14 protein-coding genes are annotated in these 15,298 nt (G+C 40.1%); 12 read left to right on the top strand and 2 right to left on the bottom strand.

Translation table 11 applies throughout. The features are described from left to right. The 11 genes from ybeY (at position 1) to CJ190_RS04760 (ending at position 11,894) form a co-directional block, all read left to right on the top strand. On the top strand, positions 1–477 hold the full coding sequence (gene ybeY, locus CJ190_RS04810) for an rRNA maturation RNase YbeY (RefSeq protein ID WP_064292488.1): 477 nt from the start codon (positions 1–3) through the stop codon (positions 475–477). Then, positions 452–883 (top strand): diacylglycerol kinase family protein, encoded by a 432-nt coding sequence (locus CJ190_RS04805; protein ID WP_064292487.1) that lies wholly within the window; start codon positions 452–454, stop codon positions 881–883. Before ybeY ends, CJ190_RS04805 begins: the two co-directional genes overlap by 26 nt. 12 nt (positions 884–895) lie before the next feature. Beyond that, positions 896–1,807: a GTPase Era gene (gene era / locus CJ190_RS04800; protein ID WP_064292486.1), complete on the top strand. Its 912-nt coding sequence runs from the start codon at positions 896–898 to the stop codon at positions 1,805–1,807. Between the two features lie 33 nt (positions 1,808–1,840). After that, positions 1,841–2,608 (top strand): DNA repair protein RecO, encoded by a 768-nt coding sequence (recO, locus tag CJ190_RS04795; protein WP_064292485.1) that lies wholly within the window; start codon positions 1,841–1,843, stop codon positions 2,606–2,608. Positions 2,609–2,911: 303 nt separating this feature from the next. Next, on the top strand, positions 2,912–3,838 hold the full coding sequence (glyQ, locus tag CJ190_RS04790; RefSeq protein ID WP_064292484.1) for a glycine--tRNA ligase subunit alpha: 927 nt from the start codon (positions 2,912–2,914) through the stop codon (positions 3,836–3,838). Then, entirely contained in the window at positions 3,831–5,924 is a 2,094-nt protein-coding gene (glyS, locus tag CJ190_RS04785; RefSeq protein WP_070597911.1) for a glycine--tRNA ligase subunit beta, read from the top strand. The genes glyQ and glyS overlap by 8 nt, the downstream gene beginning before the upstream one ends. 29 nt (positions 5,925–5,953) lie before the next feature. Then, positions 5,954–7,288, top strand: a complete 1,335-nt coding sequence (gene obgE / locus CJ190_RS04780) for a GTPase ObgE (protein ID WP_064292482.1) — start codon at positions 5,954–5,956, stop codon at positions 7,286–7,288. A gap of 10 nt (positions 7,289–7,298) precedes the next feature. Then, on the top strand, positions 7,299–8,222 hold the full coding sequence (gene rnz, locus CJ190_RS04775; RefSeq protein WP_064292481.1) for a ribonuclease Z: 924 nt from the start codon (positions 7,299–7,301) through the stop codon (positions 8,220–8,222). Beyond that, positions 8,209–9,024 (top strand): SDR family NAD(P)-dependent oxidoreductase, encoded by an 816-nt coding sequence (locus CJ190_RS04770; RefSeq protein WP_064292480.1) that lies wholly within the window; start codon positions 8,209–8,211, stop codon positions 9,022–9,024. The genes rnz and CJ190_RS04770 overlap by 14 nt, the downstream gene beginning before the upstream one ends. A gap of 39 nt (positions 9,025–9,063) precedes the next feature. Then, the gene (gene recJ, locus CJ190_RS04765) at positions 9,064–11,382 is read left to right on the top strand and encodes a single-stranded-DNA-specific exonuclease RecJ (RefSeq protein ID WP_064292479.1); all 2,319 of its coding nucleotides are present in this window, start codon (positions 9,064–9,066) and stop codon (positions 11,380–11,382) included. Continuing rightward, complete coding sequence (locus tag CJ190_RS04760) at positions 11,379–11,894, top strand: adenine phosphoribosyltransferase (protein WP_064292478.1); 516 nt, start codon at positions 11,379–11,381, stop codon at positions 11,892–11,894. The genes recJ and CJ190_RS04760 overlap by 4 nt, the downstream gene beginning before the upstream one ends. Positions 11,895–11,978: 84 nt before the next feature. On the opposite strand, the gene lexA is transcribed toward CJ190_RS04760, so the two are convergent. Together lexA and CJ190_RS04750 are read right to left on the bottom strand one after the other, a co-directional pair. Beyond that, a complete protein-coding gene (lexA, locus tag CJ190_RS04755; protein ID WP_064292477.1) occupies positions 11,979–12,590 on the bottom strand; it encodes a transcriptional repressor LexA in 612 nt (203 codons plus the stop codon). Between the two features lie 147 nt (positions 12,591–12,737). After that, positions 12,738–14,393, bottom strand: a complete 1,656-nt coding sequence (locus tag CJ190_RS04750; RefSeq protein WP_064292476.1) for an Rqc2 family fibronectin-binding protein — start codon at positions 14,391–14,393, stop codon at positions 12,738–12,740. A 140-nt stretch (positions 14,394–14,533) separates the two neighbouring features. Here CJ190_RS04750 and CJ190_RS04745 point away from each other — a divergent pair, with 140 nt between their 5' ends. Then, the gene (locus CJ190_RS04745; protein ID WP_060778282.1) at positions 14,534–14,956 is read left to right on the top strand and encodes a pyridoxamine 5'-phosphate oxidase family protein; all 423 of its coding nucleotides are present in this window, start codon (positions 14,534–14,536) and stop codon (positions 14,954–14,956) included. Positions 14,957–15,298 lie beyond the last annotated feature (342 nt).

Genomic DNA, 15,298 nt, shown 5'->3' with positions numbered 1-15,298 from the left:
ATGTTATCTGTCTTATTCAAGGATAAAACAGGAGAACTAAGCGAAAATCAAGTCAATATTATATTAGGGGTCTTAGATGCAGCAGCAAAACGACTTGAGCTGAATCGAGAAACGGAAATGTCCGCGACCATTGTCCACGATGATGAAATCCACGCTATTAACCGGGATTACCGGGGTAAAGACCGGCCAACGGACGTGATTAGTTTTGCCATCAATGATGAGAGTGAAGGCGATAGTCCTATTGCTGAGTGGCCTGAAGATTTGCCTTATGAATTAGGAGATTTGATTATTTCTTTAGACACGGCTAAACGTCAGGCTGAGGAATATAACCATTCATTAGAACGGGAGCTAGGTTTTCTAGCTTGTCATGGTTTTTTGCACTTAAACGGTTATGACCATATTGAGCCCGAAGATGAAAAAGTAATGTTTGGCCTACAAAGAGAGATTTTGGATGCCTATGGACTTAAAAGAGAATAAAGACCTCAAGGAAGACTACAAGAATAAGCGCTTCAAAAACCGGTCTTTTATTCGGTCACTCGGTTTTGCTAGTGAAGGAATTTTATTCACTTTTAAACATGAACGTAATTTTCGTTTTCAAACCGCCTCATTGTTTTTAGTGGTTTGTTTAGCACTCTTGCTCAAAATTAAGCGCTTAGAATTTATCATTTTGCTTTTTTGTTGTCTTATGGTTATGGCTTGTGAAATGATTAATACATGTTTTGAATGGATGGTTGATTTAACGACCAACTACCAATATCATCCGATTGCAAAGCATATTAAGGATGTGGCAGCTGGCTTAGTCTTGCTCACATCTATTTTTTCGGTAGTAATTGGTATAATTATTTTCACGCCTTATCTATTAGCACTTCTCTTTAAAATTTAGAAAGGACTACTTGTGTTCAATCAAAATAATTATCATTCCGGCTTTGTAGCCATTGTAGGACGTCCCAATGTGGGTAAATCGACCCTACTTAACCATATTATTGGCCAAAAAGTGGCCATTATGAGTGACAAGGCCCAGACTACCCGCAACAAAATCCATGCCATTTATACCACCGATGAGGTTCAAATTATCTTTATCGATACCCCAGGAATTCACAAACCTAAGCATGAATTAGGGCAGTACATGGTTAAAAGTGCCTATTCAGCATTGGATGAAGTTGAAGTCATTTTAATGCTGGTTAATTCCACTGAAAAAATTGGCCCAGGTGACCGTTTTATTATGGAAAAAATTGCTGCTTATGATACACCAAAGATCTTAGCAGTGAATAAAACCGACCAATTAGACAAGGAAGACATGGCGGCTTATTTAGAAAGTATCCCAAATAAGGAAATCTTTGATCAAATTATTCCCTTATCGGCTTTAACTGGGGATAATGTCGATCAATTGCTCAAGGAGTTAACCAAGGAAATGCCACTTGGTCCACAATATTACCCTGAAGATCAAATCACTGACCACCCTGAATATTTTGTTGTCAGTGAAATGATTCGGGAACAAATTTTACAATTAACCCGTGAAGAAATCCCCCACTCGGTGGCTGTAACCGTAGACAAGATGCAAAAAGATGAGTATGACAAGGTCCATGTCTATGCCAATATTATTGTTGAGCGCAAGAGCCAAAAGGGCATCATTATCGGAAAAAAAGGTTCAATGATTAAGAAAATTGGCTCCAATGCCCGTCGTGAGATAGAAACCTTGCTCGGTTCTAAGGCCTTTCTGGAATTATGGGTTAAGGTCCAACCCCATTGGCGGGATAAGCGTAATTTACTCAATGACTTTGGCTACCGGGCAAAGACCGATTACTAACACACTTTATGAGTAGCTAGAAAGAGTGAGAATATGACCATAAATCAAGCGACTTTTCCAGGGATTGTTCTCTATCAAAGGCCCTATAAGGAAAAAGATTTGCTGGTTAAGATTTTTACTCAACCCTATGGCAAGCGGATGTTTTTTGTGCGTAATATTCATAAACCTAACAATGTCTTAAAACAACCGAGCTTTGCCTTTGTCAGGGCAGAATATATTGGCACAATTAATGACCAAGGCTTTTCTTTTCTTAAAGAAGTCAAGTCGATGATTTTCCCTAAGCATACCATGAGTGATTTAGAAGCGATGGCTTATGCCAGTTATCTCTGCCATTTAGTGGATGCCTCTATGCCGGATAGAGAAGTCGACAAGGGACTTTTTACTCAACTTGAACAGGCCTTAGATAAGATTGAAACAGGCTTTAATCCCGCCATTATTTCTAATATATTAGAAGTTCAGCTCCTGGCAAAATTTGGGGTCATGCCCCAACTGCATGCTTGTCAAATTTGCCAAGAGGATCAGGGAATATTTGATTTTTCCGTTGCTTTTGATGGGCTATTGTGCCAAAAACATTTCGATAGGGATCCTAGAAGACTCCATTGGCCGGCTAGGGCGGCACATTTTGTCAAGCTGTTCAGCCAGGTCAACTTTGCTAACCTACAAAGTATTCAGTTAAATAGTCAAAGCCAAGCCATGATTCGAAGAGCAATCGATGATTTATATGATGAATATGTGGGTTTGCACTTGAAAAGCAAAAGCTTTATCGATAAGTTGGCGAATTTTTCTAATCCGCTTGACTAGCTTAGAAGTCGTGAAGTATTATAAGTATGATAATATACTAATGTGATAACTAGTAAGGAGTACAAGTCTTCTATCTGCAAAGTGAGCCTTGATAGTGAGAAAAGGCCAGATAAAACTTGGAAGGGCGTACTAGAGCATTATTAAAAAGAGCTAGCCTGAGCTAGAAGTAGGGTGGAACCGCGAAACCATCGTCCCTATGTATACCTTTTTGTATACATAGGGTTTTTCTTTGCTAGCAAAGATCCAGCGCTTAGTCTATTGTCAATTTCAGATTTGAAATAAAAATGAGAGTGAGGAAGTCAGATGACAACTACTGCCAAAACCGTTCAGGAAATGATTCTTGCCTTGCATCAATTCTGGTCTAATCAAGGGTGTTTAGTGTTAAATGCCTATGATACTGAAAAGGGTGCAGGGACCATGAGTCCATATACCTTCTTAAGAGCTATTGGACCGGAACCTTGGAATGCCTGTTATGTAGAACCTTCACGTCGCCCCGACGACGGACGTTACGGCCAAAACCCTAACCGCCTTTACCAACACCACCAATATCAAGTGGTTATGAAACCAAATCCGGACAATATTCAAGAACTCTATATCGAAAGTCTCAAGAGCTTAGGGATCGATCCTTTGCAGCATGATATTCGTTTTGTTGAAGATAACTGGGAAAACCCATCGATGGGATGTGCCGGTTTAGGTTGGGAAGTTTGGTTAGATGGGATGGAAATCACTCAATTTACCTATTTCCAACAAGTGGGTGGTTTAGATTGCTATCCGACTACTTCTGAGCTTACTTATGGGATTGAAAGGCTTGCCTCCTACCTTCAAGGAGTAGATTCTGTCTATGATTTGGAATGGTCTCGGGGAGTAAAATACGGAGAAATTTTTAAACAACCTGAATTTGAACATTCGACTTATTCCTTTGAAAAAGCGGATACACAGATGTTATTTAATAACTTTGACGCCTATGAAAAAGAAGCCAACCAACAAATCGATAACGGTCTAGTTCATCCAGCCTATGACTATATTCTCAAATGTTCACACACCTTTAATTTACTGGATGCCCGTGGCGTTGTCTCAGTAACTGACCGTGCGGCCTACTTGGCCCGGGTTCGCCACATGGCAAGACGGGTAGCACGTCTAATGGTTGAAAAACGTAAAGAACTAGGTTTCCCCTTATTATCACGCGAAGAGGCGCAAAGCTATTTGAAGGAGGACGGTAAGCATGAATAATCACAGCTATTTAATTGAAATTGGCTTAGAAGAAATGCCAGCCCAATATGTTCGTAGCATCAGTGATCAATTCCAAGAACGGGTTGAAAACTTTCTTGATGAAAATCGCTTAACTTATGGATCGATTGAAACTTTTGCTACACCAAGACGTTTTGCGGTTTTAGTAAAAGAATTGGCCGACCGCCAAAGCACCTTTGAAGAAGAAGCTAAGGGTCCAGCCAAAAGAATCGCCCAAGATGAAGCTGGGAACTGGACCAAGGCGGCCATGGGTTTTGCTCGTGGCAAGGGGCTTACTGTTGACGATATCTATTTTAAAGAATTGAAAGGCGAGGACTATGCCTACCTTACCGTACGTTCTGAAGGGCTCAATGTCGAAGAGGTATTGCCAGAAATAAAAACTTGTGTCAGTGAGATGAATTTCCCTGTTTCTATGCATTGGGATTCTCATGAATTTCGCTATATCCGTCCGGTTCACTGGATTGTCTCCCTATTAGATAAAGAAATTATTCCTTTCAATGTCTTAGCGGTTGAAGCTGGCAATCTTTCTCGCGGTCATCGTTTTCTCCATAATGAAAACGTTGCAATCAGCCATGCGAGTCTTTATGAAGAAAGCCTAGAAGAGGCAGCTGTTATTGTTAATCAAGATAAGAGAAAACAAATGATTAAGGAACAAATTGAAGGCCTGGCTAAAGAGAATAATTATCAGGTGCCGCTTGACCAAGACCTCCTTGAAGAAGTGACTCAAATTGTTGAGTATCCAACTGCTTTTGTAGGGGATTTTGATGAAAAATACTTATCACTACCAGCCCCTGTCTTGATTACAAGTATGCGGGAACACCAACGCTATTTTGCGGTAGAAGACTCAGAAGGTAAGTTGTTGCCCCATTTCATTGCCTTAAGAAACGGTAACCGTGACCATATCAAAACCGTTAAAAAAGGCAACGAAAAGGTTTTGGTGGCTCGTTTAGAAGATGCCATGTTCTTTGTAGAAGAAGACCAAAAGCATGCTATCGATGATTTTGCTCAAAAATTAACTGATGTGACTTTCCACGCTGAAATTGGTTCTATGAAACAAAAAATGGAAAGAACTGGAAAAATCGCTCATTATCTCTATGAAAACTGGGCCATGCACGAAGTTTTTGCTGGGCAATTAGCTACTGATTTCACCCAAGAAATTGATCGTACCGCAGCAATCTATAAATTTGACCTGGTGACTCAAATCGTGGATGAATTTAGCGAATTGCAAGGAATTATCGGAGAAATTTATGCTAAAAAAGCCGGCGAAGACCCACAAGTAGCCACAGCTATCCGTGAACACTATTTACCAAGCGGCAATGCGAGTGATCTTCCTCAAAGCCCTCTAGGTCTGCTCTTTGCTATTAGTGATAAATTAGAATCAATTATTTCTTTCTTTGCTATCGGAAAAATTCCTTCTGGGTCAAACGACCCCTTTGCCTTAAGACGGCAAATGATAGGTATTTTAGCTATTTTAGAAGCTGAACATTTACCTTTAGAGTGGCATCAAGCCTTGCAGGATATCTTTGCCAAAGTTTATGACTTTGACCAAGATAAGCAAAACGAATTGAGTCAGGCGATTATTCAATTCTTATCCGACCGGCTTAAAAATAACCTGGCAGATAAGGAGATTCGCTATGATATTTCCCAAGCCGCTAGAGAAGCCAAATATATTGATGTATTAACCATCATCCAAGCCGCTGAATTATTAAACGCTCACAAAGAGGATGAAAACTATAAAGATAATGTCGAAGCTTGGCAACGGATTAATAATATTATCCTTAAAGTTAACCAAGAAGAGATTGAATTGCCTTTAGTCAATGAAGATTTATTTGAAAATGATTCGGAATGGGATCTCTACCAAGCAGTTTCGAATTTAAGATTGGATGAAGGGGTAGAAGAAGCTTATGAGGAAATCACTGCTTTAACGCCGCTAATTACTCAATTCTTCGAAGATAACATGGTCTTTACGGATAACCAAGATGTCCGCAACAACCGCTTAGCACTGCTAACTCTAATTGACCAAGCGATCACTAAGCACTATAATGTTCAAGCCTTACAAGCTAAATAATAATTTAAATAATCGAAAGGAGGGGGACCATGTCAACATTTTATGATTATGCCAAAATATGGGTTCAAGCCGGCAAGGGAGGCGATGGTTTAGTTGCCTTTCTCCGTGAAAAATACCGTCCTGATGGAGGCCCCGCTGGTGGTGATGGTGGTCGTGGCGGTGATGTGATTTTCAAGGTGGATGAGGGCTTAAGAACCCTGATTGATTTCCGCTACAATCGTCACTTTAAGGCCAAGCCAGGAGAAAATGGAATGACCAAGGGCCGATATGGACGTGGAGCCGATGACTTAGTCGTCCCAGTGCCTCCTGGAACAACGGTGCGAGACTTTGATACGGGGGACTTGATTGGAGACTTAGTCGATGAGGGTCAGGAGCTCATAGTCGCTAAGGGTGGCCGCGGTGGACGTGGCAATATCAAATTTGCCACTCATAATAATCCTGCCCCAGAAATCGCTGAAAATGGAGAGCCTGGCCAAGAGAGAACCTTGCAGCTGGAATTAAAACTTCTAGCCGATGCGGGTTTAGTAGGTTTTCCTTCAGTTGGAAAGTCGACACTGCTGTCTGTTGTCAGCGCAGCAAAACCCAAGGTAGGAGACTACCACTTCACTACCATTAATCCTAATTTAGGTGTGGTAACGACAAGAAACCATGAGGAATTTGTTTTAGCTGACCTCCCCGGCCTAATTGAAGGTGCCTCGGAAGGAATTGGCCTAGGTATGCGATTTTTGCGTCATATTGAACGAACAAAAGTGATCTTACACGTGGTTGATATGGGCGCTTATGAAAACCGAGATCCTTTTGAAGATTATGTCAAAATTAATAAGGAACTCAGCAACTACGATGAGGACTTGATCGCTAGACCGACGATTATTGTTGCTAATAAGATGGACATTCCAGAAGCAGTCTTATACTTAGAAGAATTTAAAGAGAAGTTAAGCACTTACTTTGCAGACAATTATCCTGACTTAAGTGTCCCTGAAATTTATCCAATTTCTGCTTTCACCCATGCCGGGATTAACGATTTAATGGACCATACCGCCCATTTGATCGATGAAGAAACCGAACGAAGAGAAGCCCTTGAAGCAGAAAAGGCAGCAGAAGATCAAGCGGAAGCTGTCAATTACCAAATTGAAGAAGAGGAACCTTATTTCTATCTTAATCGGGATAGTGATGGCACCTTTATCCTCTCTGGAAGACGCATAGAAAAAGATTTCAAGATGGCCAATTTAGAATATGATGAAAGTGCCATGCGTTTTGCTCGTCGCTTGAAAAAACAAGGTGTCGATGAAGCTTTACGGGAAAAGGGAGCCAAATCTGGCGATATTGTGCGCTTGTTAGACTATGAATTTGAATTTTTAGATTAGGTGAATATTTATGGAGTTAACTTTTTTAGGTACTGGTGCAGGGGTACCCAGCAAGGCCCGTAATGTGTCTTGTACCCTGTTAAAATTATTAGATGAATGTAATGAAATGTGGATGTTTGATTGTGGGGAAGGCAGTCAACAACAGTTCCTTAAAACAACTTTGAAACCCAGAAAAGTAACTAAAATATTTATCTCCCATGTCCACGGTGACCACATGTATGGTTTACCAGGATTCTTAAGTAGTCGCAGCTTCCAAGGTGGAGAAAATGTTCCCTTAACCATTTATGGCCCTAAAGGTGTGAAAAAATATGTTCAAACCAGTCTAGGAATATCCAAAACTCGCCTAACCTATCCAATTTATTACAAAGAATTAGACCAATCTGGCATTGCCTTTAAAGACCAGCAATTTACGGTTAAATATGCAACTTTAGACCATATTGTTCCTAGTTATGGTTTTAGGGTGGAAGAAGCCGATTCACCAGGTGAATTATTAATCGATAAGGCTCGGGAAGCAGGAGTACCAAATGGCCCGCTCCTAGGTCAATTAAAGGCAGGATTGACCATTCATTTGGAAGATGGCAGGGAACTTCAAGGAAAAGACTTTCTTGGGCCAGATAAGCGCGGGAAAATTGTCAGTATCTATGGCGACACCCGCTACTGCCAGGCTGGGATTGATTTAGCTAAGAATGCTGATGTCTTGGTCCATGAAGCGACATTTGAGGCTGGTGAAGAAAAAATGGCCCATGATTACTACCATTCCACTGCAAGCCAAGCCGCCATGGTAGCTAAAAAAGCTGGGGCTAAGCAGCTCTACCTGACCCATATTTCGGCACGCTATGTTGGGGCAATGGCTAAAGAATTGCAACAAGGTGCCGAAAAAATATTTCCTGCCAGCCAAGTGGTGAAGGATTTCGATAGCTATGCCATTAAGTGATAGGTTTAGACAAGAGCAATGGGCCTTGGTTACCGGAGCATCTAGTGGTATTGGCCGGGCTACCGCGATTGCTCTCGCCAAAGCAGGCTACTCACTCTTACTAACCGCTAGGCACCAGGAACGCTTGGAAGAAAGTAAGCAGCTATGCTTAGAGGCTGGTGCTAAAGCTGTAGATATTTTTCCAGCTGACTTAACTGATATAGAGGCGATAGACAGTCTTGTTCGCTATGCTTTTGAGCGTTATTCCATAAGGATTGTCGTCCATAGTGCTGGTTTAGGCTATTTTGAACGGGTTATTCAGCAAAGTGATGCCCACGCTCTGGAACAGATCAATACCAATTTGATAAGTGCCATCTATCTTTGCCAACGCGTTGCCATTGCCATGCTAGACCAAGGCTTAAGTAAAACCTATTTGGTGATTTTGGCATCAATTGCTGGTCGCATTCAAACCGCTGGCAATGCTTGCTATGCAGCAAGTAAGGCTGGTTTGTTAGCCTTTGCTAATGGATTAAGACAAGAGCTATGGTCAACGCCTATCCAGGTGATGACTGTATTACCCGGGCCAGTAAAGACCGCCTTTTTTGACCAGGCAGATCCGAGTGGACAATTTATTCAGGCAGTTGATAGCTTCACGGTTGAAGCAGAAGAAGTAGCCCAAGCGATTTGCCAGGGGATAGAAAGAAACAAGATGGAAGTCGTTGTCCCTAATTACTATGCCTACTTAAACAAGGTCTTGTCGCTTTCGATTCCTTTAGGCTACCGTTTGATCCATTGGACCATGGCTCGGATAAAATCGCGTTAAGGGCAAGAGACATCAAGATGCTAAAGAAAGGGGTTAGCTATGCTAAAGGCAAATTATGATTGGCAATTAAGGCCAACTTCTGATCAATCTGACCTAGAAAAAGAGCAAGTGATTAAGGAAACTCAATTATCGCCTCTCCTTGTCGATTTACTTTTTCAGAGAGGAAAACAAAACACTCAAGAAATTAATGAGTTTTTGAGTGAAAAACCTCATTTTCACGATCCCTTTCTACTCCATGATATGCAAAAAGCCATTGATCGTTTAGAAGAAGCGGTTAGAAATAATGAGCTCATATTAATCTATGGCGACTATGATGCCGATGGAATTACAGCAACCACGATTCTCTATGAACTTTTAGAATCCATAGGGGCTAACGTAACGTATTACTTACCAGACCGGTTTGTAGATGGTTATGGCCCTAATAAGGAGGTTTATGCTTACTACATTAAGCAAGGGGTCCAATTAATTCTAACCTGTGATAATGGTGTCGCCGGTCATGAAGCAGTGAAGTATGCCGAAGATGCTGGGGTCAATGTTATTATTACTGACCACCACGAAATTGGAAATACTTTACCAGAAGCCTATGCTATTGTTCATCCCAGACATCCTGAGGGAAATTATCCTTTTGATGATTTATGTGGGGCAGGGGTTGCCTTTAAGTTAGCCCAAGCCATGACTGGTAGTTTACCAATGGAATATTTGGATGTCTGTGCGATTGGGACGATCGCTGATTTGGTCCGCTTAGAGGATGAAAATCGCAGCATTGTTCAGCAAGGCTTAAAGATTATGGCACATAGTGAAAGAATCGGTTTAATAACTTTAATGAAGAGTCAAAATATTGATTTAAACCAAATCGATGAAGAGACTATCGCCTTTAACATTGCTCCACGACTCAATGCCTTAGGTCGCTTAGGCTCAGCAAAACCAGGAGTTGAATTACTAACGAGTTTCGATCTGGATTATTGCCAAGAATTAGTCAATACTATTGAAGCGACTAATCAAAAGCGCCGGGCAATTGTTGACCAGGTTAGTCAGCAAGCTATTCAAGCAGTCGAAGAGTGGGAAGAATTACCAGAAATTATTATTCTAGCTCATTCCAATTGGCATGAGGGAGTCCTAGGTATTGTGGCCAGTCGACTGGTGGAGCACTATCAGCGGCCTAGTATCATTTTAAATTATAATGCTGAGAAGTCAGAATATAAGGGGTCAGGTCGTTCGGTTGAAGGAATCAACCTCTTCAAGCTCCTCCAAGCTGCAAAAGAATATGCTCCTAAGAGTGGGGGACATGCCATGGCGGCTGGGATGACCATTGCTGAAGACCAATTTGAAGCTTGGAAAGCAGCAATCTATCAGGCGATTGAGCCTTTCAAGGAACAATTACAAGGGAAGATCCCCTTAACAATTGACGCCAAGATTACTGCCGATCAATTGACCTTAGAAAATATTCAGGAGCTGAATCGCTTAAAACCATTTGGTTCGGCTAATCCCAAACCTATATTTTTAATTGAAAATGAATCGATCTCTGCGCCTAAGCAATTAGGAAAAGATAAGAACACCTTAAAATTTTCTTTGACTAAGGAAAATCAACAGCTAGAAGTTATCGGTTTTCATAAGGGGATTTTGGCAAATTATTTACAGGCAGGCCAAAATGTTGACCTGGTTGTCGAAGCATCAATTAATACCTGGCAGGGAAAGAGTCGGCCACAAGCCATTTTACTCGATATGGCTAGCGATCAAAAAATAATCGTTGACTGGCGGAGAGAAAAAAATCCTGACCTTATTTTTTCTCTTTCCCAAAGTTACTATTATTTTGAAAGCAAGCACTTAATCGCTCAATATAAAGAGCAGATTCCTAGCCACTCTTGTTTAATAAGGGAAGAAGACTTGGAACAGAGCAGGGAACATTATAGACAATTAGTTATTTTTGAACTACCGAAAAATTTGCAAAAGCTAAGAGACTTCGTTCATAATGAGAATATAGAAACGATCTATCTATTTTCATTTAGTCCGATATCGGCAAGAAAAATTGGTATGCCCAATCGCGATCAATTTGTTTTGCTTTATCGTTACTTCATTTTCTATAAAGAACTTGATCTGACCGAAAAAAAGGCAGACTTGGCTCAGTATTTAAAGATACCGCTCCCTCTCCTTAACTTATTGCTAAAAGTTTTAGTTGAAGCAGGGCTTTTAGACCAAAGCGGCCAGATTTATCGTATTCGTCCAGGCCAGAATAAGATTGATTTAAAGGAGTCGACTAGTCTTAAAAATTGGGCAAAGCAAATTGAAAAAGAAAACTTTCTTTTAACAGAAACCATTGATAATTTAACACGGTATTTTTTCCAGGAGGATAATTTATGAACTTAAAAGACTACATTAAGGATATACCTAATTTCCCTGAGGAAGGCATTATATTTAGAGATATTACGCCCTTACTCCAGGACCCTCAGGCTTTTCAATATGCAGTTGATAAAATTGCAGATTTTGGCCGTGAAAAATCAGTAGATGTGATCATTGGTCCAGAGGCTAGAGGTTTTATCGTTGGCTGTCCAGTAGCTTATGCTTTAAACAAGGGCTTCGTTCCTGCCCGCAAAAAGAATAAATTACCTCGTGAAAAAGTCAGCATTGAATATGATTTAGAATATGGAAGCAATACTATTGAAATTCATAAAGATGCTATTCAACCTGGGCAAAAAGTCCTCATTGTTGATGATCTCTTGGCCACTGGTGGGACGATTCGTGGCACTAAAAAATTAGTTGAAGAACTTGGCGGGGAGGTCGTTGGTGCTGCCTTTATTATTGAATTAGAAAGTCTAAAAGGCCGTCAACTAATCAATGACTTAGATATTCTGTCACTGATTAATTATGAATAATGGCATCATGATACTATCAAGCTTATAATCTAAATAAAAACCGCTCTCAAAGCCAGTGTGAATGGCTTAAAGAGCGGTTTTTCTTTAAAAAGTATGTTCTCGGTAGAGGCTAACAACCTTACCTAATATGGTGACGTCATCTAGAATTATAGGATCTAAGCTAGCATTCTCAGGTTGGAGGCGGAAGTGACCGTTTTCTTTGAAGAAACGTTTACAGGTTGCTTCATCATCATCTGTCATAGCAATCACAATATCGCCGTTAGATGCTGAACTTTGTTGGCGAACAATGACATAGTCACCATCAAGAATACCGGTTTCGATCATACTTTCTCCGCGAATTTGCAACATGAAATATTCACCATCTTGACTATTAAGACTTGGTGGGGTGGGGAAATAGCCATCGACATCTTCATAGGCATCGATAGGCTGTCCTGCGGTAACTGTACCGATAATAGGAATACCGGGTTGGTCCACGCCTAACATCTTTAAACCTTTATGGGTAATTTCCAAGGCCCTGGGTTTAGTAGAATCTTTGAATAAATAACCGCCTGCTTCCAAACGATTAAGATGGCCGTGAACGGTTGAGGTCGATGCTAGTCCTACCTGGTCACATATTTCTCTAACCGTAGGGGGATAGCCTTGATTTTTTACACTATCATAAATGCATTGTAAGACTTGTAAGGGTCTTTCTTTCATATTGTTTCACCGAAACTTTCCATATATATTATCCGAGTCATTTCATTTTTATCTACTATAAAAATGGTTCAAGCGATTCTAATTGGTGCTTTTATTGTAGCATAGCTCGAAATTTTGTGCAAACGTGCGTTCGTTTCTCATGCTTGATTAAGCTTGTAAATGGGCATCGGGACTTACGAAGACTGTTTTTTGCTCAAAATAATTAACAAAGCCTGGTTTAGCTCCATTAGGTTTTTTAACATGTTTGACCTGTGTATAGTCCACGGGGACATTGTTGGCCTGACGGTATTTAGAAAAATAGGCGGCATAAGTTGCTGCTTCAACGATTTCCTCATCACTAGGCTGGTCAGTTTCTAATATCACATGGCTGCCTGGAATATCTTTAACGTGAAACCAGTAGTGGTTTTTATTAGCCCGTCTCGTGGTGAGTTCATCATTTTGCGTATTATTACGACCAACAAGGATAGTGTTTCCTAAACTTGTTTGATACTGTCTCGGTTTTAAAGGTTTCTTGCGCTTATGGTGATTATGTTTTTGTTGTTTAATATAGCCTTCACGGATAAGTTCTTGACGAATATCTTCTAACTCATTGGGTTCAGCAATTTCAATTTGATCTTGAACGCTTTCTAAATAATCTAATTCTGCTTGGGCGATTTGACTTTGTTTTTTTATATGTTGTTTTGCCGTATTTAATTTGCGATAGCGTTGGAAGTATTTTTGAGCATTTTGCGAAGGCTCTAGTAGGGGGTCGAGGGCGATATCGATGAGATTATTATTAGCATAATAATTAGGTAATTGAACACTAGTCATTCCCTTTTCTACTTGAAAGAGGTAGGTGGTCAAAAGCTCACCTTTCAGTTGAAATTCTTCAGCCTGTTTACTTTTTTCCATATCTTGCTTGAGATTTGCTAATTTACGTTGATTATGCTTAATCCGTTGAGCAACAACCTGACTAATTTGTTCACTGACCTGGTTGACCCGAGAAAAGAGGGCTTTCTTTTCATAGTAATCATCGAGGAGTTGGGTAAAAGTTTCGTAACTGGTTTGCATTCCGCCTAAAGTTTGATAGGGGAAAGCCGTCGCAGTGACCTGACCGTCATTTTGGCTCAGGGTTGGTTGGGATTGGTTAAAAGCATTGAGAAAGGCAGTAAAGGTCGCACTTTTATCTTGGGATTCAGTCAGTCTCTGGGCTAATTCTACCGCGCTATCTTTGCCAAATCCCATAAAGGTTTTCTGTATCTCTTTAGCGTCAGCTATTAGGTCATATTCATCGGGGTTGATACTGAAAGGATTGACCTTATCCCCTTGCGGAGGCAGGTGGTAAATAGCTCCTGGTAGGAGGGTACGGAAACGGTTTTGGCTAATATCTATTTTTGTGATGAGGTCGGCAATTTTACCATCTTGATTAAGAACTAGGATATTACTGCGTCTACCCATGACTTCAATAATGAGTTTATAGGGTTCACTAATCCCCAATTCATTTTTGCTTTCAATACTGATAATAATTATGCGGTCGTTTTCGTATTGACTGAAATTGATGATTTTTCCCCCATCAATATGCTTACGTAAAAACATACAAAAATTGGGTGGGGTATCTGGCACACTATATTGGTGATTAGTAAGCTGAACGCGGGGGGCTTGTGGCGTCGCTGCAAGTAGTAATTTATAATTTTTGCGATTTGACCGAACGGTAAGAAGAATTTCTTGATCGTAGGGTTGTTGCACCTTGGAAATTCTTCCCCCGGCCAAGCAAGCGTTTAATTCTTGTATAAGTCCATGAATAAATAGTCCATCATAAGACATGGAATCACCTACTTTCCTAGCTTATTATTATAACAAAGAAGCCCAGGAATTACTATGAACCTTGATTGTAAGCCTTATCTTTTTGTTTATAACTTAATTATGCTATAATGATGATAAAGTAATGAGAAAGGAATGATTATATGGAATTAAAAGATTATATGAATGTTCTTGAAAATATTGGGGCTTGTGTTTTCTCAACAGTTAATGAAGACGGAGAAGCAGATGCACGTTACGCTAATGTTGGTGTAGCGAATGAACACGGGGTATTCTTCATGACTGCTCCTACCACTAACTTCTATAAACAATTAACCAATAATCCTAAAATTGCGATTACTGGTATGTTAAAAGAAGACGGCATTGAAGTGATTCGTTTACAAGGTACTGTTCGTGAAATTGGTAAAGAACATCTTGAAGCAATCTTGAAAGATAACCCATTTGTACAAGATGTTTATCCTGATGAAGAAGAACGTGCAACCGTTCAAGCCTTCCAATTATATGAAGGAGAAGGTTCATACCAACACCTTCAAAACCACGTTAAAGAAGAATTTTCTTTTGGTGAATAATTAAGAACGTTCGAAAAGGCTGTGACCTATCACAGTCTTTTTTATTGGCTATTATTTTGATAAAAAGAACGTGAAAAATTTATACTAAATTAGATATATAATATAAATTATATTTTACGCTATAAGCTTTCACTAGGCTCTAGCGTTTTCTTTTTTATCACAGTGAATAGATACTAAAAAAATTGATAGATAATATCTTCCAGTTTATCTTTATAAGCCACCGCTGCTTTCATAATTGAGTCTTTAGTGACCCTTTATAGTAAAAATGATGCCAAGCAGGGCTTTGGTATCAGCTTGCCAAGCTTTCAGCTGAAATAAGAATACTTCTTCTTCATTTATTCC

It is taken from the genome of Aerococcus loyolae (genome assembly GCF_002871915.2).
GTDB classification, from domain to species: Bacteria; Bacillota; Bacilli; order Lactobacillales; family Aerococcaceae; genus Aerococcus; species Aerococcus loyolae.
Note: the sequence above shows the minus strand (reverse complement) of the source record. Positions and strands in the feature narration are given on the sequence as shown.